We start from the raw sequence: 25,221 nt of genomic DNA, 5'->3' as shown, positions 1-25,221 counted from the left end.
TCATCTCCGGTATTTCCCCGAGGCCACTACTTTTTCGGCGAGTAACAGGTCGTGCGCGTAGGTGACTTTGAAGTTCTCGTGCTCGCCGGCCACCCAGTGCGTGGGAACCGTGGAGAACTGCTCCATCACCGAGGAGGTGTCGGTGCCCTCGAATCCTTGCCGCGCGGCTTCTTCGTAGGCCTCGATGAGAGGCCGGGCGTGGAACGCCTGCGGGGTCTGCGCGCGGATCGCGGTGCCGGGCGGGAGCACTTCGAGGCTCCCGTTTCCCGGCTCGACCGAGATGATGTCGTCGGCGGTGAGCCCGGGCAGGGCGCCGCCGTGCCGCCGTGCCGCCTGGAGCACCGCCGCGATGAGTTCCGGGCTCACCAGCGGCCGCGCCGCGTCGTGCAGGAGAACGGCGTCCACGGTTCCGTCGTCGATGCGTTCGGACAGGTGCCGCAGCGCGCGGAGTTCGGACTCCTGGCGGCTGCGGCCGCCGTAGACCACTTCGACGGCGCCGTCGACCTCGCGGTCCAGGACCCATTCGACCAGGCCCTGGTCCTGAGGCCGGGCGACCAGGACCAGCACCCCGATCCCGGGCGTCCTGGCGAACGCGCCGAGCGACCAGGACACCAGCCGCCGCCCGGCCAGCGGCAGGTACACCTTGTTGACCTCCGCGCCGACCCGGGTCCCGGATCCGCTGGCCAGCACGACCGCCGCCGCGTGGGGTTTCATGTCGCCAGGACCTCCTGCAACGTGGTCAGCAAGCGCGCGGCGCCGGCCCCGTCGCCGACCCGGTGGTCGACGGTGAGACCGACCGTGCACCGCAGCGCGACGCCGATGCCGCCGGGCACCGGAACGACCTTCTGCTGGACCCGTCCCACGGCCAGTGCGGTCGCCTGCGGCGGGCTGAGCAGCGCGTGGAACGCGTCGACGCCGAACCCGCCGAGATTGGACAGGGTGGTGGTGCCGCCCGACAACTCGGCGAGCGTGAGCTTCCCGGCTCGTGCGCGCCCGGTGACGTCGCGGATGCGTTCGGTCAGGGTGTCCTCATCGGACAGGTCCGGATCGGACAGTACGGGCGCGAGCAACCCGCGTTCGGTGTCGACGGCGAGCGCGACCCCGATGTGGTCGTGCCGTCGCACCTCGTCGTCGGTCCACGAGGCGTTGAATTCGGGGTGCTGCCGCAGCGCCATCGCCAGCGCCCGGGTGAACACGGTGGTCCAGCCGTGCCGGGAGGTGGTCGGCTCCAGGTCCCGGTAGACCACGAACTGGGGGACCTGCGCGCTGGCCGACATCCGCCGGGCGATCACCGAGCGCGGGCCGCGCCGCGGTTTGCCAGGGGCAGTGGGAAGGTCAGGGAGGTCGGACAGGCGGATCGTGGCCGCGGGACCGGTCGGGGTGATCGTGGCCAGGTCGATCCCGCGTGCGGCGGCGAGCCGTCGCGCGGCCGGGACCGCGGGCACCCAGGATGGCCGGGGCCCGGGGATGTCCTCGATGTCCTTGGCGTCCGAAGTGGACTCTGCTTCCGGTGCGGCGGGTTCGGTGGTTTCCTCAATGGGCTCCTCGGCGGGAGCTGTCTCGAAGAGGCCGTCCAGCAGGTCGTCGGCGGTGGTGGTGACGTAGGCGATCGGCTCGCCGACCGCCACCACGTCCTCGGGCTGGGCGAGGATCCGGGTGAGGCTGCCGTCGACGGTCGATTCGACCTCCATGTCGACCTTGTCGGTGGCCACTTCGCACACGACCTCACCGGCGCGGATCTCGTCGCCTTCGGACTTGTGCCAGGTGACCAGCGTGCCTTCGGTCATCGTCATGGACATCTTCGGCATGACCAGCGGAGCCTGCTTCATCACCACCTCCGCACCAGCTCGGCCGCTTCCCGCACGATGTCGCCGACCTGCGGGACCGCGGCGCGTTCCAACTGTGGCGCATAGGGGATCGGCACGTCCAGTCCGCACAGGCGGGCGATCGGCGCCCGCAGGTGCCCGAACGCGGCCGACTCGCCGATCGTCGCGGCGATCTCCGCCATGAACCCGGCCGTTTTCGGCGCTTCCTGGACCAGCAGCGCGCGGCCGGTGCCGCGCACGTCGTCCACAATGGTCCCGGCGTCGAGCGGGTTGAGCGTGCGCGGGTCGATCACGCTCGCTTCGATGCCCTGCCCGGCCAGCTCGTCCGCCGCTTCCAGCGACCGCGGCACCATCACCCCGGTGGCCACGATGGTCAGGTCCGTTCCGGTGCGCGGCACGGCGGCCTCGCCGAGCCGGGCGGGCGTGGCCGCCTCGGGTACCGGTCCACTTTGCTTGTAGAGCAGCTTGTGTTCCAGCACGATCACCGGGTTGGGGTCCTCGATGGCCGCCAGCAGCAGGGCCTTCGCGTCCGCCGGCGTGGACGGCATGACCACCTTCAACCCCGGCACGTGGGCGAACCACGCTTCGAGGCTCTGCGAATGCTGCGCGGCGGCGCCGGTGCCCGATCCGCTGGGCGCCCGCAGCACCATCGGCACGGTCGCCGCGCCACCGAGCATGAAGTGGATCTTCGCGGCCTGGTTCACGATCTGGTCCATGGCCTGCGCGGTGAAGTCGGAGAACTGGATCTCCACCACCGGGCGCAGGCCGGCCAGCGCGGCTCCCACCGCGGCGCCGACGATGCCCAGTTCGCTGATCGGGGTGTCCCGTACCCGTTCCTCGCCGAAGCGGTGGACGAGGTCGCCGGTGACCCCGAACGCGCCGCCGTAGGTGCCCACGTCTTCGCCGAGTACAAAAACCCGGTCGTCGGCCGTCATCGCCTGGGCGAGGGCTTCCCGCACCGCTTCGGCGTAGGTGAGCGTCCTGGTCTGGGGAGCTACCGTGGTCATTTCGCGTACACCGCCTCGGTCAGTGAGTCCGCGGCGGCGTCCGGCGCGGCGTTGGCGACGCGGATGGCCGCCCGCACCTGGTCGCGTGCCTCGTCCCGGCAGGCCTGGATCTCCTGTTCCCCCAAGGTGTTCGTCACCCGCTGCTCGAACCGGGTGATGGGGTCGCGTTCGCGCCAGTGCTCGATTTCCTCGCGGGTGCGGTAGAGGTTCTTGTCGCTTTTGGAGTGTCCCTTCCAGCGGTAGGTCGTCGCCTCGACCAGCGTCGGCCCCTCACCCGCCCGTGCGCGCGCCACCGCGTCGGCGACCGCGTCGTGCACCGCCTGCGGGTCGTTGCCGTCCACGGTCACGCCGGGAATCCCGTAGGCGGCGGCGCGTTCGGCCAGTTCCTTCACCCGGAACGCGCGGCTGACCGACATGGACATGCCGTAGTGGTTGTTCTCGCAGACAAAAACCACGGGCAGGTCCCAGATCGCGGCGAGGTTGACGCCCTCGTGCCAGGCTCCCTCGTTGACCGCGCCGTCCCCGAAGAAGCTCACCACGGCCTGGTTTCCGCCGCGCAGCTTCACCGCCAGCCCGGCACCGGCGGCGATCGGCACCCCGCCGGCGACGATGCCGTTGGCACCGAGGTTGCCGGTCGCGACGTCGGCGATGTGCATCGAACCGCCGCGGCCGCGGCAGTAACCGGTTTCCTTCGCCAGCAGTTCGGCCATCATCCGGTCCAGCCCGGCGCCCCTGGCGATGCAGTGACCGTGACCGCGGTGCGTGGAGGTGATGTAGTCACCGTCGGCCAGCGCCAGGCAGGCGCCCACCGGAACGGCCTCCTGCCCGATGGACAGGTGCATGGTGCCGTGCATCAGGCCGCGGGCGAACAGGTCGTCCACGGCTTCCTCGAAGCGCCGGATCTTCCACATGGTGACCAGCGCTTCGCGCGCCAGAGTGGCGTTCCCGATCAGATCCATCGCCGTCTCCGTCAGGCCGGGATCAGGTCCCGCGCGGGCTCGCCCAGCAGGAGCCGCTCCTGCAGGCGCCGCAGGGACGCGATCGTGGTGGTTTCGTCGATGGCGACGTCCGCCGACGTCAGCACCGTGCCGGCGGGCACGTCGCGCAGCACGCGGGCACCGCTGACGAGGCCGAGCGGGACGTGGTCACCCGCGCGCGCCGCCTCGGCCGAATCGGTGATGCCGTAGACGGTCTCGCCACCGATGCCGTCGACCAGTTCACCGGCCGCCAGGTCCCGTTTCGCCACGGCCAGCACCTCCGCGTTCCACGCCACCGGGGCGAGGCTGGGCGTGCGGTCGAGCACCGCCTCCGCGACGGACAGCGGCGCTTCGACGCTCGCGAGGTGGTAGGGCCGGTAGAAGGTGTAGTACGGGCCCGGCCCCATTCCGAGGTAGGCCATTTCCTCGACGACCACAGGATCGTCGCTGTGGCCGACCACAAAAACTCCCGGCGCCACCGGTCCGGTGCAGTAGTCGACGACCCCCGGCTCGGTCAGCTGCCCACCGGCGGACTCCGGGCGGAAGATCCTGTTCAGATCGTCCACAGTGGAATACGGGCCGGTCATGCCACGCCGGCCCACCTTGAGGTCGACGCCGTTGGCCAGCGCGGCCATCTCGATCATCGTCTTCGAACCGTCGACGAAGCTGGCGAGCATGTGCGGGTTCATGCCCTTCGCCGCGGCCTCCGCCGCGACCGAATCCGGCGTGGCGGCGGGGTTCAGCGGGTTGTTCTTGCCCTTCCCGGCGCACACGACGGTGAAGCCGATGTCCCGCGCGTAGTCGACCAGCGCCTTGCACTCCACGGGCTCGTCGCCCCGGCAGACGGTGTAGACGCGTCCGAGACCGGCGGCCACCTTCGCCAGCAGCAGGCCCACCGTGACATCACATTCCACATTGAGCATCGCGATGTCCTTGCCCGCCAGCAGGCCCGCGAACGCGACCTGCGCGCCGACCTCGGGCACGCCGCTGGCGTCGACGATCACGTCCACCGGCAGGCGGGTCAGCGCAAGCGCGTCGTCGACCACCACGGGCCGTCCCCGCCCCACCGCGTCGGCCAGGTCGCCGCCGGTGGCCACGTCGCCGCGACCGGCGCGCTCGAAGGCACGCACCCCCCGTTCCGGTGCGATGTCGGCGATCGCGGCGACCTCCATGCCGTCGATCCGGGCGGCCTGCACGACAAAACCCAGTCCCATCTGACCGGCGCCCACCAGCCCGATGCGCACCGGCCGGCCCAGTTCACTCATCCGGGCCCGCAGGCGATCGACGTAACTCATCCCGACACCTTCCGTCTGCACATTTGTGCAATTCATCTGCACTTCAGTGATTTCTTGGTACCACGTGGGTGTTGAACTGCACAAGACTTCGGCTTATCTGCACATTTGTGCACGAGGGAGCGAGAAAAGGGCCTGCTCTTCTCGTTCGAAGAGAGCAGGCCCTTTTCCGGAATGGACGGTTCAGGCGGCGGTTCGATGTCCCGCGGTCAGCCGGGACTTCATCGCCAGCGCCTCGGCCGCCGCCTTGGCCACGGCCTTGGACCGAGCGCGCTCGGCGAGGGTGCCGAGCGGCCCGTTGAGTTCCGGCCGCTCGCGGAACCGGGCGAACACCGAGGCGCCTTCCATGGCCAGCGCCCTGGTCACCGAGTCCTGCCGCCGATCGACCACCAGCAGGACCACCGCGCCACGCCGCCAGCCCTTGGCCCGGCCGGTCACCAGCAGCACGCCCGCGCGGTTCTCCTCGGCCGCGACCTGGTTGATCACCCGGGCGTAGCGCAGGTGCTGGCGGTAGCTGAAGAAGCCCGCCACCACGAACCCGCCCACCATGATGGCCGCCGCCTGCCAGGTCATGGCTGCCCGCTCAGCGACAGCTTGGCGCCGGCGGTGGGCAGGGACGCGGGTCCCCGGCCGTGCACCGCGCCCGGCAGCAGGGTCGTGCCCTCGTCCGGGTTGAGGTAGACGACGATGTGCCCGAGCGTGCGCAGGTTCTCGTCGGCGCGCTCGCCGACCGCGACCAGCTCGATCTCCGCTTCGCCGATGCGGAAGATGTCGCCCGCCCGCACTTCCCGTTCCGGCTTGCCGGTGGGGGAGTGCACCACGCTGACGCTTTCCAGCGCGTCCGGGATCGGGTCGGCGTACAGGATCAGCACGCCACCGTCGACCATGTCCCGCGCTTCCTCACCGGCTCGCAGGATCGTGCTTTCGTAATAGACAGTCATGCGCCTCACCTAACTAGCGAATGTTTGAAAGTGTCTTGCGTGGCGGTGCGGGTGGCGGAACCTCAGTCGTCTTCTCGTTCCGGGAGCTCCACCTCATGAATACCAATTCACCACGGGTGAAGCTGTCCTCGCGAGAAGACGCCTGAGAACCCGCCGCGGTGCCGGTTGCCGGCCCACGGCAAGCGGCTCCACCGCTTAGAGTCCGAAGCTCGCGCCCCAGGCGATGATGACCGCGAGCGGGGCCGTGATCAACCGGCTGAGCAGGACGGCGGGCGTGCCGACCGCGACGGTTTCCGGTTTCGCCTCGCCGAGTGCCAGTCCTACCGGGATGAAGTCGCAGCCGACCTGCCCGTTGATCGCGAACAGGGTGGGCAGCGCGTACTGCACCGGCAGCGCGCCGATCGCGATCTGACTGCCCATCAGCGTGCCGACCACCTGCGCGATGGCCGCGCCCGGGCCGAGGATGGGGGAGAGGAACGGCAGCGAGACCACCAGCGAGAGCGCCACCAGGCCCAGCGGATTGCTCGCGATCGGGGAGAGCACGTTGGCGATCCCCGTGGCGATCCCGGTGTAGTGCACAAAACCCAGCAGCAGGCTGACGTAGGCCATGAACGGCAGGATCGTGGTGAGCGTCAGTTCGACGGTCTGGCGTCCCGAGGACAGCATCGTGTTCACAAAGGACCCGACGCCCGAACCGAACTTCACGAACACCCCGGACACCGCGTCGAACACCCGCCCGAATCCGGTCGAGGAGCCACCGGTCACCGTCGCCGCGACCTCCCTGGCCGACGGGCGTTCGTCCCGTGGCGGCACCTTCGGTGGTTCATCGGTCGCGGCAGGCCTGTCGCTTTCGGACTCAACCACCTCCTTGACCCCGACCGCCGAGACGAAGAGTTCCTCGGTGATGAACTTCGCCAGCGGCCCGCCCGGCGCGCCGGCGTAGACGTCCACGGTCGGGATTCCCTTGCGCGGGTAGACGCCGATCCGTGCCGTGCCACCGCAGTTGATCACCGCGGCGACCACCTCGTCGTCGGGCACGGTGGTGTGGAAGCCGTCGACGGCCTCCGCGCCGGTCAGTTCGGCGATCCTGGCCGCCACCGGGTGGATGCCGCCACCGGTCACCGACAGCACCTTGTCGCGCTTGCCGTCGACGCGCAGCAGCAGGCCCTTGCCCCAGCCGCCGTCACCTGGCCGGACGAACACCTTGCGGGAAACGTGCGTCTCGGTCATTTCGCCGCTCCCTTGGCCGCTTCGAACTGCCGGTCGAAGTCCGCGAACACCTCGGTGCGCCCGGTCCGCTTGATCATGAACGCGGTGATCCGCTCGGTCACCACACCGCGGATGAAGATGATCAGGATGCCGACCAGGAAGTACCGCAGCGCCAGCGGCACCGTCGACTGCCCGAGCTGGGTCACGCCGTTCGCCACCCCGAGCCAGACAAAAAGCTCACCGGCGTTGGCGTACGGGAAGAAGGTGGTCACCGGGTGCACAAAGGACACCGTCGAGTCGTAGAAGGCCGGTTTGTGCCGCTCGGGCAGGAATCGGCCGAACGAGTAGGCCATCGGATTGGTCAGCATGAGCACGGCCAGGATCGGCATGATCGTGTAGCGGGTGATCCACCAGCGGGCCGACCAGCGCACCGCTCGGGTCACGCGCTGCTCGCCGATGAACGTGGTGAGCGCGTACATCGCGGTCAGCAGCACGATCAGCGTGGGCAGGATGCCGGTCACCAGGCTCACGAACTGCTCGCCGGAGGCGGTGAACAGCCCGATGAAGTGGCTGCCGAGCCACTCCAGGACACCGAGGGGACCGGACCCGGACTCGGTGTCCGCCTGCTGCGCCATTACAGCAAGCTCCATGGTTTTCCTCCTTGTCGCGGCCCCCTGCGGCAACGCGATCTGCACATTTGTGCACGTGGTCTTCACGTTTGACAGTGATGTGTGTAACATGCCGGTCCCGTGGGTTCAACCCCCGACGCGAAGGAGCGACATGCCTGAGATCAAAGCCCGGATCGCCTCGCCGGTGGGGCTGCACGCGCGCCCGGCGAGCCTGTTCGTCAAGGCGGCCGCGCGGCACGACGGCGCCGTTTCGATCGGCAGGCCCGGCGCCGATCCCGTCGACGCCCGCAGCATGCTTTCCGTGCTGAGCCTCGCGATCGGCCACGGGGAGGAGGTGGTGATCCGGGCGGACGGCGACAACGCCGAGGAAACGCTCACCGAACTATCCCTGCTTGTGTCCACTGTGGACGTGTGATGCCGCCGACCAGGGAACAGCAGTTGCTGGTCAAGGCCGCCCGGCTGTACTACGAGCAGGGGCAGTCGCAGAACCAGGTCGCCGACACACTGGGCGTGAGCCGCTCCAGCGTGTCGCGGATGCTGGCGGCGGCCAGGGAACGCGGCATCGTGCAGATCCGCATCAACGACCCGGCCGGCCGGGATCTGGAGCTGGAAGGCGAACTCACCGCGCGGTTCGGGCTGCGCGACTGCCGGGTCGCGGAGAACGCCTCGGGCGAGCGGCCGCTGCCCCGGGTCGGCGACCTCGGCGCGCGCTGGCTGCTGGACAACCTCCACTCCGGACAGCGGGTGGGCGTGTCCTGGGGCCACAGCGTGCACGCGGTGGTCCAGCACGTGCCGGAGGAGAGCGCGCTCGACGTCGAAGTGCTGCCGCTGGTGGGCGGGCTGTCGGCGGTCGAATCGGTGATCGCGGGGGAGGAACTCGTCCGCGAACTGGCGGCCCGGCTCGGCGGCCGGTTCCAGCGGCTGCACGCGCCCGCGCTGCTGACCTCCAAAGGTGGCAGGGACGTGCTGCTCGCGGAACCGTCCATCAGGGCCATCCTGGAGCAGGCGCGGCGGGCGCACGTCGCGGTGGTCGGCATCGGCAGCTTCGGCGTGGGGTCGTCGGCGGCACTGGTGAAGGCGCTGGAACTGACGCCGGACGAGCACCGCGAATTCGAGAACCTCGGCCCGGTGGGGGATTTCTGCGCCCGGTTCTTCGACGCCGACGGCAGACCGGTGCCGGGGCCGGTGGACGACAGGGTGCTCAGCACCACGCTCGCGGACCTGGCAGGCATTCCCACGGTGGCCGGTGTCGCGGCCGGCACCGAGAAGGCACGCGGCACCCTCGGCGCGCTGCGCACCGGCGTGCTCGACGTGCTGATCTGCGACCAGTTGCTCGCCAACGCGTTGCTGGGCAACGCTTCCGCCTGAAAGGTGTCGCACATGCCGGAAACGAGGCTGTCCGGGGTCGCGGTGAGCCCGGGACGGGCGGGCGGCCCCGTCGTCCGGGTCGCCGAACCGCTCGGCGAACCCCCGCGCACGCCGCCTCCGGTCGATCCGGCGGCCGATGCCGCACGCATCGAGCCCGCCGCGGCGATCGTCGCGCGACGGCTCGAAGAACTCGCCGCCACCTCGCATGGCGAGGCGGCCGAAATCCTCACCACCACCGCCGCGATGGCGACCGATCCGGCACTGATCCGCGAAGCGGAACGGCTGGTCACCGTCGAAGAACTGCCCGCACCGCGAGCCGTCCACGACGCCGCGGGTGGCTTCGCCCGGTCACTTGCCGCCGCGGGCGGATATCTCGCCGAACGGGTGCGCGACATCGAGGACGTGCGGGACCGCATCGTCGCCGAACTGCTCGGCGCCGCGCCTCCGGGCGTGCCGGACCTGCCGTCGCCGAGCGTGCTGGTCGCCCGCGACCTCGCCCCGGCCGACACCGCCGGGCTCGACCCCGCCAAGGTGCTCGCACTGGTGACCGAGCAGGGCGGGCCGACCAGCCACACCGCGATCCTCGCGCGGGCACTCGGCATTCCCGCCGTTGTCGCCGTGCGGGGACTGCTGGAATTCGACGCCGGCGCACTGCTCGTCGACGGCGACACCGGGTACGTCGAGCGCGCCGACCCGCGTGCGCCCGTGGTGACCGCCGTCCGGCCGGTGAGCGCCGATTGGAACGGCGTGGGCTCGACCGCGGATCGGCATCGTGTCAAGGTTCTCGGCAACGTGGGGTCCACATCGGACGCTCGTGCCGCGGTGGCGGCCGGTGCCGAGGGCGTCGGGCTGTTCCGCACCGAGTTCTGTTTCCTGGACGCACCCGGCGAACCGGGTGTCGCCGAGCAACGGGCGGCCTACGCGGCGGTCTTGGGCCCGTTCGCCGGTAAGCCCGTGGTGGTGCGCACGCTCGATGCCGGAGCGGACAAGCCGTTGGCCTTCCTCGCCCCGGAACCCGAACCGAACCCCGCACTGGGCGTGCGCGGCCTGCGCGTCGCCTTCGAGCGGCCGGGCGTGCTGGAGCGCCAGCTCGAAGCGATCGCCGCGGCCGCCGCCGATTCCGGTGCCGAGGTGTCGGTGATGGCACCGATGGTGGCCACCGCACAGGAGGCGGAGTGGTTCGCGAAGCGGGCCCGATCCGCCGGGATCAGCCGGACCGGGGTGATGATCGAAGTGCCCGCCGCCGCGCTGGCGGCCGGGGAGATCCTGGACGTGGTCGACTTCGTTTCGGTCGGCACCAACGATCTCGCGCAGTACACCTTCGCCGCGGATCGGCAACTCGGTGCGGTGGCGGCGTTGAACGACCCGTGGCTGCCCGCGCTGCTCCGGTTGATCGAGCTGATCGGGGAGGCCGGGCGAGCGGCGGGCAAGCCGGTCGGTGTCTGCGGAGAAGCCGCCGCGGACCCGCGCCTGGCCCGGGTCCTGGTCGGTCTCGGCGTGACGAGCCTGTCGATGAACGCGGCGGCGATCAAGGCGGTCGGCGCGAGCCTGGCGACCGCCACCCTGGCCGACTGCGAAGCGCAAGCCCGCGACGCACTGGCACACCGGAAGGACGCACCAGCCTGATCCGCGCCATCAGCCCGGAACGTCAGAGGCCTGCCTAGTTGCCCATGATGCGCCAACGGTTGTCGGCGGTTCCGTTGTCGGAGTCCTGGACCGCGAACGCGCCCACACCGGTGGAGTTGTTTTCGATGCCGAGCAGCTTGCCGCTGTGCACGTTGCGGATCTTGTACGTCCCGTCTCCCTGGTCGAGCAGCGTCCACCGGTGATCGGCGGTGCCGTTGTCCGACCACTGCAGGACGTGTGCGTTGTCCGCTGTGGACATGTCCCGTACGCCGAGCACCTTGCCGCTGTTGGCGTTGCGGAAGCGGACCGCGTTGCCGTCGGCGATGACCTCCCAGTTGTGGTCCGCGGTGCCCGAGTCCTGCCACTGCAGCGCGCGGCCACCGTCGGCCGTTGACATGTCCTGGATGCCCAGCACCAGACCGCTGCCCACGTTGACCAGCCGGGAAGTGCCGCCGCTCTGACCGCTGGTGTTCCAGTAGACCGTGTAGTTGTGGCCGTGGGCGTCGTAGAAGGGGCCCAGGTTGACGGTGGAGCCGTTCGCGGTGGCGGTGAAGGCGAGCGAGCTGTTGCTGGTCCTGGTGATCGAAGCGGTGTTCAGCGCCGGCAGGGAGTTGAGCGAGGTGTTCCCGTAGTTCCCGGACAGCACCGTCGGGCCGTAGGTGACCGCGGCGACGTTCGGGTTGTCGTTGGCCGGCCGCATGATGATTCGCATCGGCAGCTGGAGGGCGACCGTGTCGCCGGAGCTCCACGAGCGGGTGAGGGTGGCGTAACTGCCCGGTGTGGTGGTGATGTCCTGGACCGCACCGTTGACGCTGATGGTGGCCCCGGTGGTCCAGCCCGGGATGCGGAGACGCATCGGCCACGTCCCGCTGACATTGCCGGTGACCTGCAGGGTGGTCGTGTCACCGACCGGATACGACGTGGTCTGCGTGACCGTGATCCCGCGCTGCGACCAGTTGAGCACCGACGGCAGGAACATGTTCACGATCAGCGTCGTGTCGTCGTGGAAGTAGATGGAGTCCATCAGCGCGGTGTGCATCTCCAGGCCCGTGCCCTGGCAGCACCAGAAGGAGTCGTAGTCGGTGCTCCACGTGCCGCCGCCCCACGCCGGTCCCACCCCGCGGCGGCCTCCCGGGTTGAGCGGGGTGAAGTAGGTGACGTGCCCGTGGGCGTCGGCCGGGTTCTGCTGGCCGATCATCTGGTTCAGCCACGCCCGCTCGTAGTAGTCGAACAGCTGGACCCGGCCGGGGTCCAGCGCGAACAGCTCCCTGGTGAGCTTGAGCATGTTGTAGGTGTTGCAGCTTTCGCAGGTGTCCTTGTTGAGGTAACCGGCGATGGCGTTGGGCGGCCGGAAGTGCTCGGCCTGGCTGTTGCCGCCGATGACATAGGTGTGCGCGCCGACGCAGATGTTCCAGGCGTTGCCTGCGATGTCCCGGTAGCGGGTGGTGCCGGTGGCCTTGTACTCCCGGGCGGCGCCGATCCATTTCGGCACCTGCGTGTTGGCGTGCAGTCCGTTGAGCTGGTCCTGGTTGGCCGCGAGCGGGTTGAACACCGCGGCGTGGTCGAACCGCTGGGCGGCGGTGAGCCAGCGCGAGTCGCCGGTCTGCTGGTACAGGTCGGCCAGCACGGCGTTCATGCCACCGAACTCCGTCTGCATCATGGTCTGCATCTGCTGGAGGGTCAGCCTGCCGGTGCGCCAGTCGACCCAGCCCGCCAGCCGCAACAGCACGTCGCGCGCCTGCGTGCTTTCCATGAGGCGCCACACGTCCAGCAGACCGGCCATCGTCTTGTGGATGCAGTAGTACGGCACGTTGCCGTTGTTCAGGGTCCGCGCCTCCAGCGCGGTGAAGTCGGCCTCGGCGAAGCCGGACAGGTACCCGCTGTTGAACCCGGCGGCACCGTTGTTGGCTTGGCACTTGGCCAACTCCGCGACCATGTAGTTGGCCTTGTCCCGGCAGGTGGTGTCCCCTGTCACGGCGTACACCTGCGCCCAGGCCGAGAGGAAATGGCCCTGCATGTGGGTGCGGAAGGGGAACGTCGGCGCGTCCCAGCCGCCGTTGGCGGCGGCGCCGTTGGTGGACAGCCGGTGGTTGGCGCGGAAGTTGTACAGCAACCGGTCGACGTTGACCGACCGCAGGTAGTTCACGGTGCGGTTCTGGTTGTCCAGCCACCGGCTCGCGGTCAGCCGTACCTGGCCGAGCTGGAAGGGATGCGCGGACACGCCGAGGTCCGGCCTGACCGGGGCGATCGCCGCGTGGGCGGGCGAGCCGCTGACGTAGTACCCCGCGGCCGAGGCGACCGCCGCGGCTCCGGTGGCTTGCAGAAGTCGCCGCCGGCTGAACGAGGAAGACATCCCGCACCCCTTCGATGATCTGGACAACTTCGCGTCGGCGCCGCGGGCGCACGTCCATTGTGGACAACGCAAGGTCGGCCATGACGCCTCGCCACGGCCGGAAACCAGAGTCGACGGCAACACCGTGGCAGTCAAGGCGCGGCACGGGTTCGGAACCTTTGCCGCCCACCGGTCCGGCCGCCGAGCAAGCCGTTCGCCAGGCGGGTCGAGATTGACCACACGCCGCTGACCTGGCGTTGTGTGCACCCGGACGCGGTACTGACCAACCGCGCCAACCTGCCGAGCGGATCACCGCGGTGATCGGCCCCATGTTCGGCGGGTGGGACATGGCCGAAGCCGGGCCACCCGCCACCGGAACTCCGGCCGGGTGGTCGCCCGGCCGGAGCGTCCACTCAGGACATTCGGTGCGCGGTGAGCAGGAGTCGCCGGCTCCCGATCCCGTAGGGTTCGCCGCCCGTGCCGCCGAACAGCTCGAAATCGGTGAACCCGTTGCCGGACAGGAGGTCGATGATCTGCGCCACCGTGTACACGTGGTGGATCGCGGTCAGTTCGGCCTCCTCTTCGCCGCGGGTGAACCGGTAGTGGCTGAACGTCCGGCTCCCGGCGACGTCGTACTCGCTGGTCGCGAGAACGGTGATGTCGCCGGTCCGGATGGTCCGCGGCTCGGCCAGGTAGCCGGGCAGGATCGACTCGGCCGCCGAGGCGAAGTCGACGACCAGTCCGCCGCCCGGCCGGACAGCCCCGCCCAGCGCGACGGCGAACTCTCGCAGGCCGTCGAGTTCGAGGTAACCGAAGCTGTTGCCGAGGCACACCACGGCGTCGAACTCGTTGTCCCGCGGGATCTCCCGCATGTCGGCGCGAACGAGTTCGATGTCGAGCCCGACGGCAGCGCGCCGGGCGTGCCGGATCGCTTCGGCGGACAGGTCGACACCGGTCACCCGGTGCCCGCGCCTGGCGAGTTCGAGGCTGTGCCGCCCGCTGCCGCACGGCACGTCCAGAACCCGCGAGCGCGGCGCGAGACCGAGGCGTCTTTCGGCGAAATCGATCTCATCGACGGTGGCCCCTGGCGGCACGGCGCGTCGCCAGAACTCGTTGGGCAGTTCGGTGAAGAAGTCCACGTACCAGGTGGATGAAGGTATTCCGGACATCAGAAAGCTCCCTGCGGTGCATCGGATTTCCTGGTCGATGACACCGGGCGGCCGGAGGCGTCAGACAGCCTCGCGGTGGTGGCCCGGTGAGAGGTCCCGGGCAGCCATGGCTTCCTCCACGTTCGCGGTTCCCTCGAGACTAACAGCGACACCCCGGGCCGGTGAACGGCTTTTCGCTTCTGCCCGGCGGTCGCCACCGTGTCCTGTTCCGAGGTGGGAACACCGTGTCAGCGCGGTGGCTGCGCGGTGTCAGTGCGCCGGTTGATCGTGGTCGTCATGAACACGTCAACCAGGAACACCTCAACCAGGAACAAGGCCTCGTTGCGGCGGGGCTTCCGGCGAACGGCGCTGGCGGTCGCGGTGCTGACCGGAGTGGCCACCTCCACCGTGGTGGCCGCACCGCGGGCCACCGCGGCGCATGATCGCCCGGAGCTGCGGCAGGCGATCCAGGAGTTCGTCGACGCCGGTTACGCCGGGATCCAGCTGCGCGTGCACGACGAGCGGGGCGAATGGGCCGGCAGTGCCGGGGTGCGCAAGCTGGGCGGAACCGCCAAGCCGCCGACGAACGGGCACTTCCGGATCGGCAGCACCACCAAGACCTTCGTCGCGACCCTGGTGCTGCAACTCGTGGCCGACGGCAAGCTCGGGCTGGACAGCCCGGTGGCCGGCCACCTGCCCGGGTTCGGGCTGAACCCGGAGATCACCGTGCGGATGCTGCTCGGGCACACCAGCGGGCTGCCCGACTTCGTCGCCGACCCGGTCGTGCCCGGAATCCCCTGGCAGGGCGAGGAATGGGTGGCCAACCGGTTCCACACCCACCAGCCGGAGGACCTGGTGCGGCTGGCGCTGACCGGGCCGCCGAGGTTCGCCCCGGGCACGAGCTGGAGCTACTCCAACACCAACTACGTGCTGGCCAAACTCCTGATCGAGAAGATCACCGGCCGTCCCTACGGCGAGGAGATGAAGCGGCGGATCTTCCAGCCACTCGGGCTCGCGGACACCGTGGTACCCGGCGCCTGGTCCGGAATGCCCTCGCCGTACGCCCACGCCTACTACCGCTACCTCGACGACGGCCAGTGGAAGACCATCGACGTCACCCGCCAGAACCCGTCCTGGATCTCCGCCGCCGGTGAGATGATCTCCACCACCGAGGACCTCCACAAGTTCTTCTCCGCGCTGCAAAAGGGTGAACTGGTTCCGGCCCCGTTGCTCGCCGAGATGCGCGAGACGCACCCCGACAGCGCCGGGTTCTTCGGCCGCTACGGCCTCGGGCAATACGTACTGGACACCGGCGCGGACTGCGCCGGACCCGTGCTCAACCACAACGGCAGCAACAACGGTTACGGCGCGCTGATGTACAGCACGCCCGACGGCAGCAAGACCATGACCGCCTCCATCACCACCGGTGACGCCCCGATCAACCAAGCCGAAGTCTTCCCCGCGGAACTGAAGAAGCTCCTCGACGTCGTGTTCTGCGGCGGGTAGGCGGAGCTTCTGCTTCCTCTCGGAACGTTTGGCAAAGCTCCGCGACGGAACTGGAGGCACCGGTCGGTGTTTGGCCGGAAGCTGTCGTCGCTCGTTGTCGGCGTTGTCGGGTGTGCAGTATTGGCCACAGCAAGCTCTTGGCCACCAAAGGGGGTCGTCGAATGGCGGAAGATGCTGCCGGCGCGGGTACTGCCGCGCCGTCGCCCGAGTCAAGCGGCGGCGCTCCGGCCGGTGAGGCTTCAACGCCGGCCGCGTCGGACACAAGCTCGGCAAAGACTGACGCCGGAGGTGGGACAGCGAGCGGTGACGCCGGCGGTGCGGCCCCCGAGAAGGTTGCGGAGTCGGGGGCCGAGCCGGCTGGGGGAACGGCGTCGGCGTCGGGTGAGGAGCATGAGCCGGATGCCAAGCCGTCGGATGGTGGTGCGGAAGGGCAGCAGACGGCGGGGGCACAGGGGGAAGGCGAGCCCCGGCGTGCGGAGGAAGGTGGCGAGCCGCGCGCCGACGGACAGGTCGGGAGCTCCGTCGAGCAGGACGTGCTGGACGCTGTCCCGCCGCCTGACCGGCGGCCGGTGGACCAGTTGAGTGAAGAGTGGCGTGGAGCTTCCACGGCTGCGCGGCAGGCGGGCGAGAGTGCCGGCCGGCCGAGCAAGGAGATAACCGGGGCGTGGCGCGGTGATCCGGGGACGGCGATGGAATCGCGTATGGGTTCCGCGGCGCAGGAGGCGGAGGACGCCGCTCGGTCCGCTGGAGCGGTTGCCGACCAGGCGAGTGTGACGGCTGAAGATTTTGCCAGTGCCGATGCGCAAATGCGGGGCGAGGCGCGGCTGGCTGACCGGGACGCACTGCTCGCGACGTCCTTGCTGCCCACGCGCGCGGAGTCCGATCTGGCCACCGAGCAGGTCAAGGCCAACGCCATCAAGAACAACACCACGTTGAGCACCGCGATGCGGGAAAAGGTCCACCGGGACTGGGCGAACCTCGATCTCGCGGGTCCCGCCGCGGAGGCAGGCGGCGAGGTTGGTGCCGCCGACACCCAAGAGCTGGGCCTGGCGGGGGCTGCGGCGGGCGCGAACACGATGGGCGCCGGTGCGCAGCCACTGTCCGGCGGAGCGCCCGCGGCGCCAGGGACGGCTCAGTCCTTTGCCACAGACGCCGTGCAGCAGGCCGGGCACAACTTGGGGGTCGCGCATGCCGAGTTGGCGCAGGCCGGGCAGGAAGGCCCCGGCACGCAGGACCTCGAGGAAGCCCGACGAGAATTCTTCGGGGAAGCACCTCCGGGCGCACAACGCCGGATCCTGCAGACCGACGCCAAGACCAACGGTGACGACGGCATCATCGTCAGCCGCTTCTACATCGGTGACCCGACCGCCGCCTTCGGGATGCTGAACGGCGACAATCGCGAACCCTCGACCGAGCCGGACGCACCGCATCGGTTCTCGGTCGCATGGGACACCCGGACCGGAGAGGTCAGCTTCACGCTGACCCCGAGCACCACACCAGGCGGTGACTCGTACGACGCGCTGCCGATCAACTTCGGGCCGGGTGGCGTCCCGAACAACTTCGTACTGAACCGCCTCGGTCCGGACGGCATCGACATCGACTACAACGTCCTCAACAGTGGCGTCAAGTACCCGGTGGTCGAGCCGCTCAGCGACCCCCCGCAACCGAAGCTCGACGAGCACGGGCGGCCGGTGTGGGAGCAAGTGCCCTTCGGCGAGGCCAACGGCAACTTCAGCATCTCACTGGACGGGGACCGGATAACGGTGCGCCACAACGGCGACGACTACCCGGACGGGGAGTTCATCCAGTACCGCGGTGAGGGCACCCGGGAGTTGGGGACCAAGGAGATGGCAAGGCCGGGCGGTGGGTGGCTGCCACCGGAGAGCACGCCCGCCCTCAGCGACATCTTTCCCGGTTTCGGCCAGAACGACTACACCTTCAACGCACCTCGCTGACGGGTGCCGGTTCGACCGGTTGGCGTCTCCTCGCGCTCTCGGTGTCAGAGGCTGACGGCGAGTCGGTAGCAGGTGGCGAGAATGGCGACGAGGCCGATCGCGGCGATGATGTTCTGCCACCAGCGGTTGCGCAGTCCGCCCATGAGTTTCCGGTTGTTGGCGAGGAGTACGAGGAGAACGCCCAGCAGGGGAGCGATGACGACGGTGAGTGCCTGTGCGCCGATGATGAGCTGGATCGGCGAGCCACCGGCGATGACCGTGACGGCCGCGCCGAAGGTGAGCACGCCGAGAATGCCCAGGCGCACGCGGATCGAGGAGAGCTTGTTGCCCCAGCCGAGGCCGTCGGCGAGCAGGGTGCCGCCGGCGGTCGCGTTGGCGATCATGGAGGAGAAGGCGGAGCCGAAGAAGCCGAGGGCGAAGATGATCCGGCCGGTGTCCCCGGCGATGGGTTCGAGCACCCCGGCGAGCTGGGCCAGGCCGGTGGACTCGCCGCCGGTGCCGTGGAGCACGGCGGCCGCGGCGACGATCACCAGTGCGGTCATCACGCCGGGGGCGACGATGCCGGGAATGGTGTCGACCAGGGTGGACTGCCGGTACTGGTCGCGGCGCAGGCCGCGTTCCCGGGTGGCGTAGCCGGTGTAGAAGGCGGCGTTGATGGAGAAGTTCGTGCCGACCAGTGCCACCAGCAGCAGCCCGGTCCCGGCGGGCACGGTCGGCACCAGCCCGCCCGCCGCGTCCCCCCAGTCCGGGCGGCTGAGCACGGCGGTGACCACAAAGGACACCGCCATGGTCGCCACGATCGCCAGCAGGACCTTCTCCACGACCCCGTAGAGCTTGCGGGCGAACAGGACGCACGCCACCACCGCGGAACAGGCCAGCGTCCACCACACCGGTGAGCCGCCGAGCACCAGCGACAGGCCGAGTCCGGAGCCGACGGCGTTGCCGACGGCGAACATCAGCGTGATCGCGAAAACCCCGAGACCGGCCGCGGTGCCGACCGGGCGGCCGAGCGTGGTCTTGACGGTTTCGACCACCGAACCGCGGGACACGATCGCGATCCGGACGCTCATGTCGGTGAACGCGATCATCAGCAGGGTGGAGATCGCGATCACCCAGATCAGCGCGTAGCCGAACTGGCTGCCCGCCTGCACGGCGGAGGTGAGGTTTCCGGGACCGAACTGCCATGCGCCGACCACGAAGGCCGGGCCCATGAGGGCGAGCAGCCGGAGGAAACGAGCGCGCCGCCCGGCGCGCGGGGGCGCTGTCCGGGTGGCGGCGTCCTGGTCGGTGGGCACTGCGTCGTGCATGGGATCTTCCTCGCCCTCCACGGTGGCACGTGGAGTTGTCGCGACTTCATTGTCACCACGCCGGGCCGGCCGGCGAATCCACTCGCGGGTCAGAGCAGTTCGGCACTCTTCAGCGCGAGCACGATCTCCTGCTCCGCCTCGGGGGAGAGGTCGATCAGCGGGGAGCGCACGGTGGCCGAGGGCAGGATGCCGCGCGCCTTGAGACCGAGCTTGAGCGCGACCGTGCCCTCCATGTGGGAACCGCGGTGGTAGACCGCCTTGGTCACCGGCAACAGCCGGTCGTGCAGCGCCCGTGCCGCGGGGTAGTCGCGGGCCTTGCCTGCGGCGATGAACTCGATCAGCGGTTCCGGGGCCAGGCCGCCGTAACCGACCAGCGCACCGTCCACATCGAACATGGTGTGCAGCAGGTACTCGTCGTGGCAGGTGAGGATCTGCAGGTCCGGGTGCTCGGCCCGGAGCACCGGGATCTCGGTGTCCCAGCGGCGCATGTTGCGCACGCCGTTCTTGGTGGCGAACACCCCGGGCTGGGCGGCGATCTCCAGCTGGGTGGGCAGGTCGTAGCTGGCCTTGGTCACGTCCGGGTACTGGAACAGGATCAGCGGCAACCCGGACTCCTCGTGGATCGCGCGGTAGCGGTCCTGTGGCGCACCCGGCTGGAACCCGAACCGCAGCCAGCCGTGCGACGGGTACACCAGGCCCGCCGCCGCGCCCGCGTCGACGGCCCGCTTGGCTTCTTCCACCGCGACCGCGGTGCCCTCGCCGGTGATCCCGGCGATCACCGGCGCGTCGGTGGCCTCGGCCAGCGTCCGGATCACCGACACCTGCTCGGCCTGGGTGAGGAACGTGCCTTCACCGGCGTGGCCGAGGCACACCAGGCCCTTGACCCCGTCGAAACCGGCGAGCCACCTGCCGTAGGAAGCCAGCGCGGCGTGGTCGACCGCCCCGTCCGGGGTGAACGGGGTGACCGGCGCCGGTACGAGGCCGCGGAGATCGAGCTGCTTCTCGGGAGACATCACTGACCTTTCGAACGGTTATGGGAACGGTTGCGGGAACGTTCCCATACGATGGCTGACCCAACGGGCCGGGTCAAGACCCCGGCGGGACCGGTTCGGGAAGGCGGTAGCGTCACAGCCGTGGTGACCATCCTGGATGTCGCGCGCGCCGCGGGCGTGAGCAAGTCGACCGTGTCCCGGGTTCTCGACGAGCGACTTCCCCGGTCGAGCAGCCCCACCGCGGAGCGCGTCCGCAAGGTCGCCGCCGAACTCGGCTACGTCCGCAACCCGCTCGCCTCGGGACTGCGCCGCGTCGGGACCAGCACCATCGGCGTCATCGTGCCGCGGCTGACCGACACCGTGATGGCCATGCTCTACGAAGAGGTCGCCGCCGCGTGCGGGGACCGGGGCCTGTTCGCGCTCGTCGCCACCACCGACGACTGCCCGGAGACCGAAAGCGTCGCCGTCGGGTCGCTGCTCCAGCGACGTGTCGACGGTCTTGTCCTGACCACCGCGCGCATCGGCGAGACACGGCGGCTGGACGTCCCGTTCGCTCTGGCACTTCGCACCGACGGCACGAGCGCGGCGTCGGTCGGCGACGACCACCTCGGTGGCCACCTCGCCACCCGTCACCTGCTCGACCTCGGGCATCGGCGGATCGGCCTGGTCAGCGGGCCCGACTACGCCTCCAGCGCCCGCGGTCGCCGCGACGGATACGAAGAAGCCCTTGGTGCGGCAGGGATCCCGGTCGACGAATCCCTCACCGCGGGCGACGCGTTCTCCATGGAATCCGGCGAAATCGCCGGCCGGGCCCTGCTCGGCCGCGCGGACCGGCCGACCGCGATCTTCGCCGTCAACGACAACACCGCAATCGGTGTCATGTCCGCCGCGCACAACCTCGGCCTGCGCATTCCCGAGGACCTGTCTGTCGTCGGCTACAACGACATTCCCATCGCGGCAAGACTTCCGACTCCGCTCACGACCATCCGCGTGCCCTTCCGTCAAATCGCCGAAGGCGCGCTCACCCTCCTCGGTGATGACGGCGCCGGACGGCAACTGGTCGCCACACCCACGCTCATTCCACGCGGATCCACTACGACGAACCAGTGACCAGGCGGACGCGTTCGACCCACCGGTATTTGAGGAACGATCGTTCTTGACTGATCGTTCCTCAAACGCTACCGTCGTGACATGGGCAGGCGAAGGGCGTTCGACGAGGACGAGGTAGTGCGTGCCGCCGTGGGGTTGTTCGGTGGCCGCGCCTACGACGGGGTGTCCGTCGACGACCTCGTCACCCACCTCGGCGTGCACCGCAACAGCTTGTACAAGACGTTCGGCAGCAAGCGCGGCCTCTACCTGGTCGCCCTGCGCCGCCACGTCGCCGACGACGTCCGCCCCTTGGTCGACGCGCTCGCCGCGGCATCGGATGCCGCGGCCGCGCTGCGGCTGGTCACGTCGGCCGACCTGGGCCTGTTGCTGCTCGCGGCGGTCGAACGGGCATCGGCCGACGAGGACGTGGCCGCCGAGGTGGATGCCGCACTGACCGCCATCGACCAGGCGATCGCCGACGCGCTCGGCATTTCCACCGACCTGGCTGTCGCCCTCACCGCCGCCGCATTGGGCATTCGCCTGCGCGGCAACCCCGACGGCGCCGGCGCCGCGCTGGCCCGTCGCCTCGATCCTCTTGACTGAAAGGAAAACCGATATGGCACTGGTCCGCATCGATGGCGAGGACCTGGTCGTCGTGATGGAGGGTCTCAACAAGCTCTGGGCCTTCAAGAGCAGCGTGACCATCCCGCTGAGCAACGTCCGCGGCGCGACCGCGGATCCCGGCATCGCCGCCGACCCCAAGGGAATCCGCGCGCCGGGCGCTCACCTGCCAGGTGTGATCACGGCGGGCACGTTCCACCTCGACGGCGAGAAGATCTTCTGGGACGTCAGGGATCCGTCGAAGGCCGTCGTGATCGAACTCGCCGACGAGCAGTACGCCCGCCTGGTCGTCCAGGTCGACGACCCCCGCGAGACCGTCGCGCTGGTCGAAAAAGCCTTACGCTGAAAGAGGAAAGCAGATGTTCTCCCATCTCGCCGCGGCCGTGCTGTCGCTGGCCGTCGTGACGGCCACCCCGGCCGGGGCGACTCCCCACCTCGTCCCCGCCGCCGACCGCGAAATCGTCTTCACCGTCGACGGGACGACCACGTACGGCACTCTGCACGTTCCCGCGCACCGTGCCGGGCAGAAGTTGCGTGCCGCACTGCTGCTGCCCGGCAGCGGACCCACCGACCGCGACGGCAACCAGCCATCCGCGTCCCCCTCGAACACCCTGGCGCAGCTGGCCGGCGCGCTCGACAGCGACCGGGTCGCCACGCTGCGGTTCGACAAGTACGGCACCGGCCGCACCGGGCTCGGCGCCTATCACGATCGCCCGGAAGAACTGGACTATCCGGCGTTCGTCCGCCAGGCCACGGCCGCCTACGAGTCGTTGCGCGACCAGCCCGAGACCAACCCGCACGCGTTGCTGGTCGTCGGGCACAGCGAGGGCGCGATGACCGCGCTGCTGCTCGGCGGCACCGCCCACCCGCGCCCGGCAGGCCTGGCATTGCTGCAACCGCAGGCGATCCGCATGCTGGACCTGGTCGCATTGCAACTGCACGCTCAGGTCGCCGAAGCGACCCGGCAGGGGCAGCTCACCCCGGAGCAGCAGCGCGCCATCGACGCGGCGATCGACGCCGCCGTTACCGCCCTGCGCGAACACCGACCGGTCGACACCACCGCCCTGCCGCCCGCCCTCGCCCAGCTCTTCGAAGCCTTCCGGGGACCGAGCAACCGGTTCGTGATCAGCGACGACGCCATCTACCCGCCGGACACCGCCGCCGCTCTGCGGCCGGGAACCAGGGTGCTGCTGACCTGCGGCGCCAACGACGTCCAAGTCCCTTGCGGCACAACGGATGCGCTGACCGACGCACTGCGCCACGCGCACACCGGCGGACCGGGCCGGGTGCCACTGTCCGGAGTGGACCACCTGCTGCACGACGCCGACCACCCGGACACCCTCGCCCCGATCGCGCTCGACGCCCTGCACCGGTTCGCGAGGCGCTGAAGCAGTCCGAGGGCAAAGCCCCGTAGCGCCTCCACGTAAGGCGCGCCGGTGGGGGACTTCGCCCTCGCGACCTCGTCAAGGTAGGGCTGGCCGTCAGCGCCGGGAGGTGGCGTTGGCGGCCAGCGTCCGATAGTGGTCGATCTTGGTGTCCAGCGCGTCCAGGCTGTCGGCGAGTTCGGCGATCCGGCGGCGCACGGCGTCCCGGTGGTGGCTCAGCAGTTCCAGGCGGGCTGATGCGGTCACGTCGCCGGCGCGGCGCAGTTCGGCGAATTCCTTCATGTCCCGAATGGACATTCCGGTGACACGCAGGCGAGTCAGGAAGGCGAGCCAGGCCAGGTCGGCGTCCCGGAAGCGGCGGCGGCCGTCCGGGCCGCGGTCGACCGGGTCGAGCAGGCCGATCCGTTCGTAGTACCGCAACGTGTGTGCGGTCAGCCCGGTGTGCTCTGCCGTCTCCGCGATGGACCGCGTGCTCGTATCGTTCATGCCACGACGGTAGGTGCGGATGCCCGCTCCGAGTCAACTCGGCCGTCTCTCGAACACCTCCCTGGCCGCGGTGATGGCGTTGAGTACCCGGGGGAAGCCCGCGTAGGAAACGATGTGGATGAGGGCTTCGATCACCTGGGCACGGCTCAACCCGACGTTGAGCGCGGCGCCCAGATGGACCCGGAGCGGGCCCGCGGTGTCGCCGAAGGCGGTCAGCGCGCCGACGGTCACCAACTGCCGCCGACGCGGGCTCAGCCACGGCCGGTAGTAGATGTCGCCGAACGCGAATTCGACGATGTAGCGGCCGAGATCGGGGGCGATGTCCCGGAGCGACTCGATCACGTCCAGCCCGTGCTGCCCGTCGATCTCCACCAGCTTCTCCTCGCCGCGTTCGTAGCGGTCGCGCTGGTCGGTCTGTACGGGCGGTTCGAAGGTGATCCCGCGTTCGGTGAAGACCTCCCTGGCGACCGTCACCGCGTTGAGCACTCTGGGAAAACCGGTGAACGGGGCAAGGTGGACGATCGCCTCCATGATCTCCACGGGGTGCACGCCGACCCGCAATGCCGCGTCGAGGTGGAAGTCGAGCTGCGGCCTGGTGTCGCCCTGTGCGGCCAGGGCGCCGATGGTCACCAGCTGCCGCTGCTGGGCGTCCAGCCCCGGCCGGGTGTAGATGTCGCCGAACGCGAATTCGACGATGTAGCGGCCGAGATCGGGGGCGATGTCCCGCAGCGATTCGATGACCTCGGTGCCGCGCTCACCGGAGATCCGGCGCAGGGCCGCCAAGCCGCGGGCGTAACGGTCGGTCTCCGCCGATGCCGGCGCCGCGGCTCCCGCTGTGACGCCGAGGGCGCCGGCGCTGAGAAGCGCGCCTTTGGTCAGGATGGTCCTGCGGTTGGCGGTCGTGCCGCGATCTGAGTCCGTCATGCCGACGACGGTAGGAATTAGAGCGCGCTCGAACGCAAGCGATAAGGTCCGGGGTACCGGGCACGATCTCCGCGGCCGGTCCGGTGTGCGGGAGGGGCCGGTCCAGCGCGGCGTCGAGCGCGGACGACAGGCACAGCGTCAGCTGCGCTGTTCCGTAGCAGGCCCACACGTTCGGGTGGAGCGCGATGCACACCTGGTACTGGTCGGCCGGGAGGTCATCGAGCAACCGGGCGGGCAGCCGGTGCCACCTGCCCAGCAGCGAGTCCGGGCCCCACGTCGAGGCCAGCACGACGAGCGTGCGGTCGCCGGTGCCGAGCGCTTCCCGGTAGCGGGCGCGCAGCGGACGGCTCGCGGTCAGCTGGGCCAGGGTCGGATCGCCGGTCAGTTCGGTGTGACCGTCGAGGTCCGGGCAGGCCGCCAGCAACTGCTCGCGCTGTTCGGGATGTGACGGTGAAGACCAGCCTGACCCGGAAATCGTCCCGGAACAACGCTCCCGGCGCCCGCTGATTCTGGCTGGATAGTCACCCAAAGTAGTCGCTCGCTGCGCTGAGTGATACTCCGTTCCGGTCGTCGATCTGCTCGTCCGGAGCTTGAACGCTGA

At 69.8% G+C, this 25,221-nt stretch carries 25 protein-coding genes; 10 read left to right on the top strand and 15 right to left on the bottom strand.

Features of this window, described 5'->3' with window-relative positions; genetic code table 11:
* The 9 genes from YIM_RS32905 to YIM_RS32865 form a co-directional block, all read right to left on the bottom strand.
* Complete coding sequence (locus YIM_RS32905; protein ID WP_153034024.1) at positions 1 to 714, bottom strand: 2-C-methyl-D-erythritol 4-phosphate cytidylyltransferase; 714 nt, start codon at positions 712 to 714, stop codon at positions 1 to 3.
* On the bottom strand, positions 711 to 1,829 hold the full coding sequence (locus YIM_RS32900; RefSeq protein WP_153034023.1) for a dihydrolipoamide acetyltransferase family protein: 1,119 nt from the start codon (positions 1,827 to 1,829) through the stop codon (positions 711 to 713). The genes YIM_RS32905 and YIM_RS32900 overlap by 4 nt, the downstream gene beginning before the upstream one ends.
* Positions 1,829 to 2,833 carry an alpha-ketoacid dehydrogenase subunit beta gene (locus YIM_RS32895; RefSeq protein ID WP_153034022.1) on the bottom strand — a complete coding sequence of 335 codons (1,005 nt, stop codon included), beginning with the start codon at positions 2,831 to 2,833 and terminating at the stop codon, positions 1,829 to 1,831. The genes YIM_RS32900 and YIM_RS32895 overlap by 1 nt, the downstream gene beginning before the upstream one ends.
* Positions 2,830 to 3,792, bottom strand: a complete 963-nt coding sequence (locus YIM_RS32890; protein WP_153034021.1) for a thiamine pyrophosphate-dependent dehydrogenase E1 component subunit alpha — start codon at positions 3,790 to 3,792, stop codon at positions 2,830 to 2,832. Before YIM_RS32890 ends, YIM_RS32895 begins: the two co-directional genes overlap by 4 nt.
* An 11-nt stretch (positions 3,793 to 3,803) precedes the next feature.
* Positions 3,804 to 5,105: an NAD(P)H-dependent oxidoreductase gene (locus tag YIM_RS32885; RefSeq protein ID WP_153034020.1), complete on the bottom strand. Its 1,302-nt coding sequence runs from the start codon at positions 5,103 to 5,105 to the stop codon at positions 3,804 to 3,806.
* A gap of 180 nt (positions 5,106 to 5,285) precedes the next feature.
* Entirely contained in the window at positions 5,286 to 5,675 is a 390-nt protein-coding gene (locus YIM_RS32880; RefSeq protein WP_153034019.1) for a transcriptional regulator GutM, read from the bottom strand.
* Entirely contained in the window at positions 5,672 to 6,043 is a 372-nt protein-coding gene (locus tag YIM_RS32875) for a PTS glucitol/sorbitol transporter subunit IIA (protein WP_153034018.1), read from the bottom strand. The genes YIM_RS32880 and YIM_RS32875 overlap by 4 nt, the downstream gene beginning before the upstream one ends.
* Positions 6,044 to 6,238: 195 nt before the next feature.
* Positions 6,239 to 7,273, bottom strand: coding sequence for a PTS glucitol/sorbitol transporter subunit IIB (locus YIM_RS32870; RefSeq protein ID WP_153034017.1), 1,035 nt, complete (start codon positions 7,271 to 7,273; stop codon positions 6,239 to 6,241).
* On the bottom strand, positions 7,270 to 7,902 hold the full coding sequence (locus YIM_RS32865) for a PTS glucitol/sorbitol transporter subunit IIC (protein ID WP_228004157.1): 633 nt from the start codon (positions 7,900 to 7,902) through the stop codon (positions 7,270 to 7,272). Before YIM_RS32865 ends, YIM_RS32870 begins: the two co-directional genes overlap by 4 nt.
* Before the next feature lie 130 nt (positions 7,903 to 8,032).
* On the opposite strand from YIM_RS32865, the gene YIM_RS32860 reads away from it, so the two are divergent.
* Genes YIM_RS32860 through YIM_RS32850 form a run of 3 tightly spaced genes read left to right on the top strand, consistent with a single transcriptional unit; the run spans position 8,033 to position 10,875 of the window.
* On the top strand, positions 8,033 to 8,296 hold the full coding sequence (locus tag YIM_RS32860) for an HPr family phosphocarrier protein (protein ID WP_153034016.1): 264 nt from the start codon (positions 8,033 to 8,035) through the stop codon (positions 8,294 to 8,296).
* Positions 8,296 to 9,249 carry a sugar-binding transcriptional regulator gene (locus YIM_RS32855; protein WP_153034015.1) on the top strand — a complete coding sequence of 318 codons (954 nt, stop codon included), beginning with the start codon at positions 8,296 to 8,298 and terminating at the stop codon, positions 9,247 to 9,249. Before YIM_RS32860 ends, YIM_RS32855 begins: the two co-directional genes overlap by 1 nt.
* A 12-nt stretch (positions 9,250 to 9,261) precedes the next feature.
* Entirely contained in the window at positions 9,262 to 10,875 is a 1,614-nt protein-coding gene (locus YIM_RS32850) for a phosphoenolpyruvate--protein phosphotransferase (RefSeq protein WP_153034014.1), read from the top strand.
* 34 nt (positions 10,876 to 10,909) lie between these two features.
* Here YIM_RS32850 and YIM_RS32845 read toward each other — a convergent pair whose 3' ends face one another.
* The gene (locus YIM_RS32845; RefSeq protein ID WP_153034013.1) at positions 10,910 to 13,228 is read right to left on the bottom strand and encodes a beta-L-arabinofuranosidase domain-containing protein; all 2,319 of its coding nucleotides are present in this window, start codon (positions 13,226 to 13,228) and stop codon (positions 10,910 to 10,912) included.
* Between the two features lie 392 nt (positions 13,229 to 13,620).
* Positions 13,621 to 14,376: a bifunctional 2-polyprenyl-6-hydroxyphenol methylase/3-demethylubiquinol 3-O-methyltransferase UbiG gene (locus YIM_RS32840; RefSeq protein ID WP_153034012.1), complete on the bottom strand. Its 756-nt coding sequence runs from the start codon at positions 14,374 to 14,376 to the stop codon at positions 13,621 to 13,623.
* Between the two features lie 276 nt (positions 14,377 to 14,652).
* On the opposite strand from YIM_RS32840, the gene YIM_RS32835 reads away from it, so the two are divergent.
* Together YIM_RS32835 and YIM_RS32830 are read left to right on the top strand one after the other, a co-directional pair.
* Positions 14,653 to 15,861, top strand: a complete 1,209-nt coding sequence (locus YIM_RS32835) for a serine hydrolase (protein WP_153034011.1) — start codon at positions 14,653 to 14,655, stop codon at positions 15,859 to 15,861.
* A 701-nt stretch (positions 15,862 to 16,562) separates the two neighbouring features.
* Complete coding sequence (locus YIM_RS32830) at positions 16,563 to 17,816, top strand: hypothetical protein (RefSeq protein WP_153034010.1); 1,254 nt, start codon at positions 16,563 to 16,565, stop codon at positions 17,814 to 17,816.
* Between the two features lie 44 nt (positions 17,817 to 17,860).
* Here the strand turns inward: YIM_RS32830 and YIM_RS32825 are convergent, their stop codons facing one another.
* Positions 17,861 to 19,123, bottom strand: coding sequence for an Nramp family divalent metal transporter (locus tag YIM_RS32825; RefSeq protein ID WP_153034009.1), 1,263 nt, complete (start codon positions 19,121 to 19,123; stop codon positions 17,861 to 17,863).
* 89 nt (positions 19,124 to 19,212) lie between these two features.
* Positions 19,213 to 20,136, bottom strand: coding sequence for a dihydrodipicolinate synthase family protein (locus tag YIM_RS32820; RefSeq protein ID WP_153034008.1), 924 nt, complete (start codon positions 20,134 to 20,136; stop codon positions 19,213 to 19,215).
* A gap of 120 nt (positions 20,137 to 20,256) precedes the next feature.
* Between YIM_RS32820 and YIM_RS32815 the strand changes: the two genes are divergently transcribed.
* The 4 genes from YIM_RS32815 (at position 20,257) to YIM_RS32800 (ending at position 23,213) form a co-directional block, all read left to right on the top strand.
* Complete coding sequence (locus tag YIM_RS32815) at positions 20,257 to 21,225, top strand: LacI family DNA-binding transcriptional regulator (RefSeq protein ID WP_153034007.1); 969 nt, start codon at positions 20,257 to 20,259, stop codon at positions 21,223 to 21,225.
* Positions 21,226 to 21,306: 81 nt separating this feature from the next.
* Positions 21,307 to 21,807 carry a TetR/AcrR family transcriptional regulator gene (locus tag YIM_RS32810; protein ID WP_153034006.1) on the top strand — a complete coding sequence of 167 codons (501 nt, stop codon included), beginning with the start codon at positions 21,307 to 21,309 and terminating at the stop codon, positions 21,805 to 21,807.
* Between the two features lie 13 nt (positions 21,808 to 21,820).
* Positions 21,821 to 22,171, top strand: a complete 351-nt coding sequence (locus YIM_RS32805; RefSeq protein WP_153034005.1) for a hypothetical protein — start codon at positions 21,821 to 21,823, stop codon at positions 22,169 to 22,171.
* Positions 22,172 to 22,184: 13 nt separating this feature from the next.
* On the top strand, positions 22,185 to 23,213 hold the full coding sequence (locus YIM_RS32800) for an alpha/beta hydrolase (protein ID WP_153034004.1): 1,029 nt from the start codon (positions 22,185 to 22,187) through the stop codon (positions 23,211 to 23,213).
* Between the two features lie 93 nt (positions 23,214 to 23,306).
* Here YIM_RS32800 and YIM_RS32795 read toward each other — a convergent pair whose 3' ends face one another.
* Both YIM_RS32795 and YIM_RS32790 read right to left on the bottom strand, forming a co-directional pair.
* A complete protein-coding gene (locus YIM_RS32795; RefSeq protein ID WP_153034003.1) occupies positions 23,307 to 23,696 on the bottom strand; it encodes a MerR family transcriptional regulator in 390 nt (129 codons plus the stop codon).
* A gap of 33 nt (positions 23,697 to 23,729) precedes the next feature.
* Entirely contained in the window at positions 23,730 to 24,620 is an 891-nt protein-coding gene (locus tag YIM_RS32790) for a carboxymuconolactone decarboxylase family protein (RefSeq protein WP_153034002.1), read from the bottom strand.
* 175 nt (positions 24,621 to 24,795) lie between these two features.
* Between YIM_RS32790 and YIM_RS32785 the strand changes: the two genes are divergently transcribed.
* Positions 24,796 to 25,068 (top strand): hypothetical protein, encoded by a 273-nt coding sequence (locus YIM_RS32785; RefSeq protein WP_153034001.1) that lies wholly within the window; start codon positions 24,796 to 24,798, stop codon positions 25,066 to 25,068.
* Positions 25,069 to 25,221 lie beyond the last annotated feature (153 nt).

The sequence above is a fragment of the Amycolatopsis sp. YIM 10 genome, assembly GCF_009429145.1.
Classification (GTDB): domain Bacteria; phylum Actinomycetota; class Actinomycetes; order Mycobacteriales; family Pseudonocardiaceae; genus Amycolatopsis.
The sequence above is the reverse complement of the archived record's forward strand: the minus strand, read 5'-3'. Positions and strand labels throughout refer to the sequence as shown.

What these genes read in the sequence shown, in the direction of transcription:
- YIM_RS32830 (WP_153034010.1), top strand. Translation starts at nt 16,563, where the DNA reads ATGGGTTCCGCGGCGCAGGAGGCGGAGGACGCCGCTCGGTCCGCTGGA.
- YIM_RS32805 (WP_153034005.1), top strand. Translation starts at nt 21,821, where the DNA reads ATGGCACTGGTCCGCATCGATGGCGAGGACCTGGTCGTCGTGATGGAG.
- YIM_RS32875 (WP_153034018.1), bottom strand. Translation starts at nt 6,043, where the DNA reads ATGACTGTCTATTACGAAAGCACGATCCTGCGAGCCGGTGAGGAAGCG.
- YIM_RS32795 (WP_153034003.1), bottom strand. Translation starts at nt 23,696, where the DNA reads ATGAACGATACGAGCACGCGGTCCATCGCGGAGACGGCAGAGCACACC.
- YIM_RS32825 (WP_153034009.1), bottom strand. Translation starts at nt 19,123, where the DNA reads ATGCACGACGCAGTGCCCACCGACCAGGACGCCGCCACCCGGACAGCG.
- YIM_RS32790 (WP_153034002.1), bottom strand. Translation starts at nt 24,620, where the DNA reads ATGACGGACTCAGATCGCGGCACGACCGCCAACCGCAGGACCATCCTG.
- YIM_RS32885 (WP_153034020.1), bottom strand. Translation starts at nt 5,105, where the DNA reads ATGAGTTACGTCGATCGCCTGCGGGCCCGGATGAGTGAACTGGGCCGG.
- YIM_RS32870 (WP_153034017.1), bottom strand. Translation starts at nt 7,273, where the DNA reads ATGACCGAGACGCACGTTTCCCGCAAGGTGTTCGTCCGGCCAGGTGAC.
- YIM_RS32810 (WP_153034006.1), top strand. Translation starts at nt 21,307, where the DNA reads ATGGGCAGGCGAAGGGCGTTCGACGAGGACGAGGTAGTGCGTGCCGCC.
- YIM_RS32840 (WP_153034012.1), bottom strand. Translation starts at nt 14,376, where the DNA reads ATGTCCGGAATACCTTCATCCACCTGGTACGTGGACTTCTTCACCGAA.
- YIM_RS32850 (WP_153034014.1), top strand. Translation starts at nt 9,262, where the DNA reads ATGCCGGAAACGAGGCTGTCCGGGGTCGCGGTGAGCCCGGGACGGGCG.
- YIM_RS32880 (WP_153034019.1), bottom strand. Translation starts at nt 5,675, where the DNA reads ATGACCTGGCAGGCGGCGGCCATCATGGTGGGCGGGTTCGTGGTGGCG.
- YIM_RS32895 (WP_153034022.1), bottom strand. Translation starts at nt 2,833, where the DNA reads ATGACCACGGTAGCTCCCCAGACCAGGACGCTCACCTACGCCGAAGCG.
- YIM_RS32835 (WP_153034011.1), top strand. Translation starts at nt 14,653, where the DNA reads ATGAACACGTCAACCAGGAACACCTCAACCAGGAACAAGGCCTCGTTG.
- YIM_RS32860 (WP_153034016.1), top strand. Translation starts at nt 8,033, where the DNA reads ATGCCTGAGATCAAAGCCCGGATCGCCTCGCCGGTGGGGCTGCACGCG.
- YIM_RS32800 (WP_153034004.1), top strand. Translation starts at nt 22,185, where the DNA reads ATGTTCTCCCATCTCGCCGCGGCCGTGCTGTCGCTGGCCGTCGTGACG.
- YIM_RS32855 (WP_153034015.1), top strand. Translation starts at nt 8,296, where the DNA reads ATGCCGCCGACCAGGGAACAGCAGTTGCTGGTCAAGGCCGCCCGGCTG.
- YIM_RS32890 (WP_153034021.1), bottom strand. Translation starts at nt 3,792, where the DNA reads ATGGATCTGATCGGGAACGCCACTCTGGCGCGCGAAGCGCTGGTCACC.
- YIM_RS32900 (WP_153034023.1), bottom strand. Translation starts at nt 1,829, where the DNA reads ATGAAGCAGGCTCCGCTGGTCATGCCGAAGATGTCCATGACGATGACC.
- YIM_RS32820 (WP_153034008.1), bottom strand. Translation starts at nt 20,136, where the DNA reads ATGTCTCCCGAGAAGCAGCTCGATCTCCGCGGCCTCGTACCGGCGCCG.
- YIM_RS32865 (WP_228004157.1), bottom strand. Translation starts at nt 7,902, where the DNA reads ATGGAGCTTGCTGTAATGGCGCAGCAGGCGGACACCGAGTCCGGGTCC.
- YIM_RS32905 (WP_153034024.1), bottom strand. Translation starts at nt 714, where the DNA reads ATGAAACCCCACGCGGCGGCGGTCGTGCTGGCCAGCGGATCCGGGACC.
- YIM_RS32845 (WP_153034013.1), bottom strand. Translation starts at nt 13,228, where the DNA reads ATGTCTTCCTCGTTCAGCCGGCGGCGACTTCTGCAAGCCACCGGAGCC.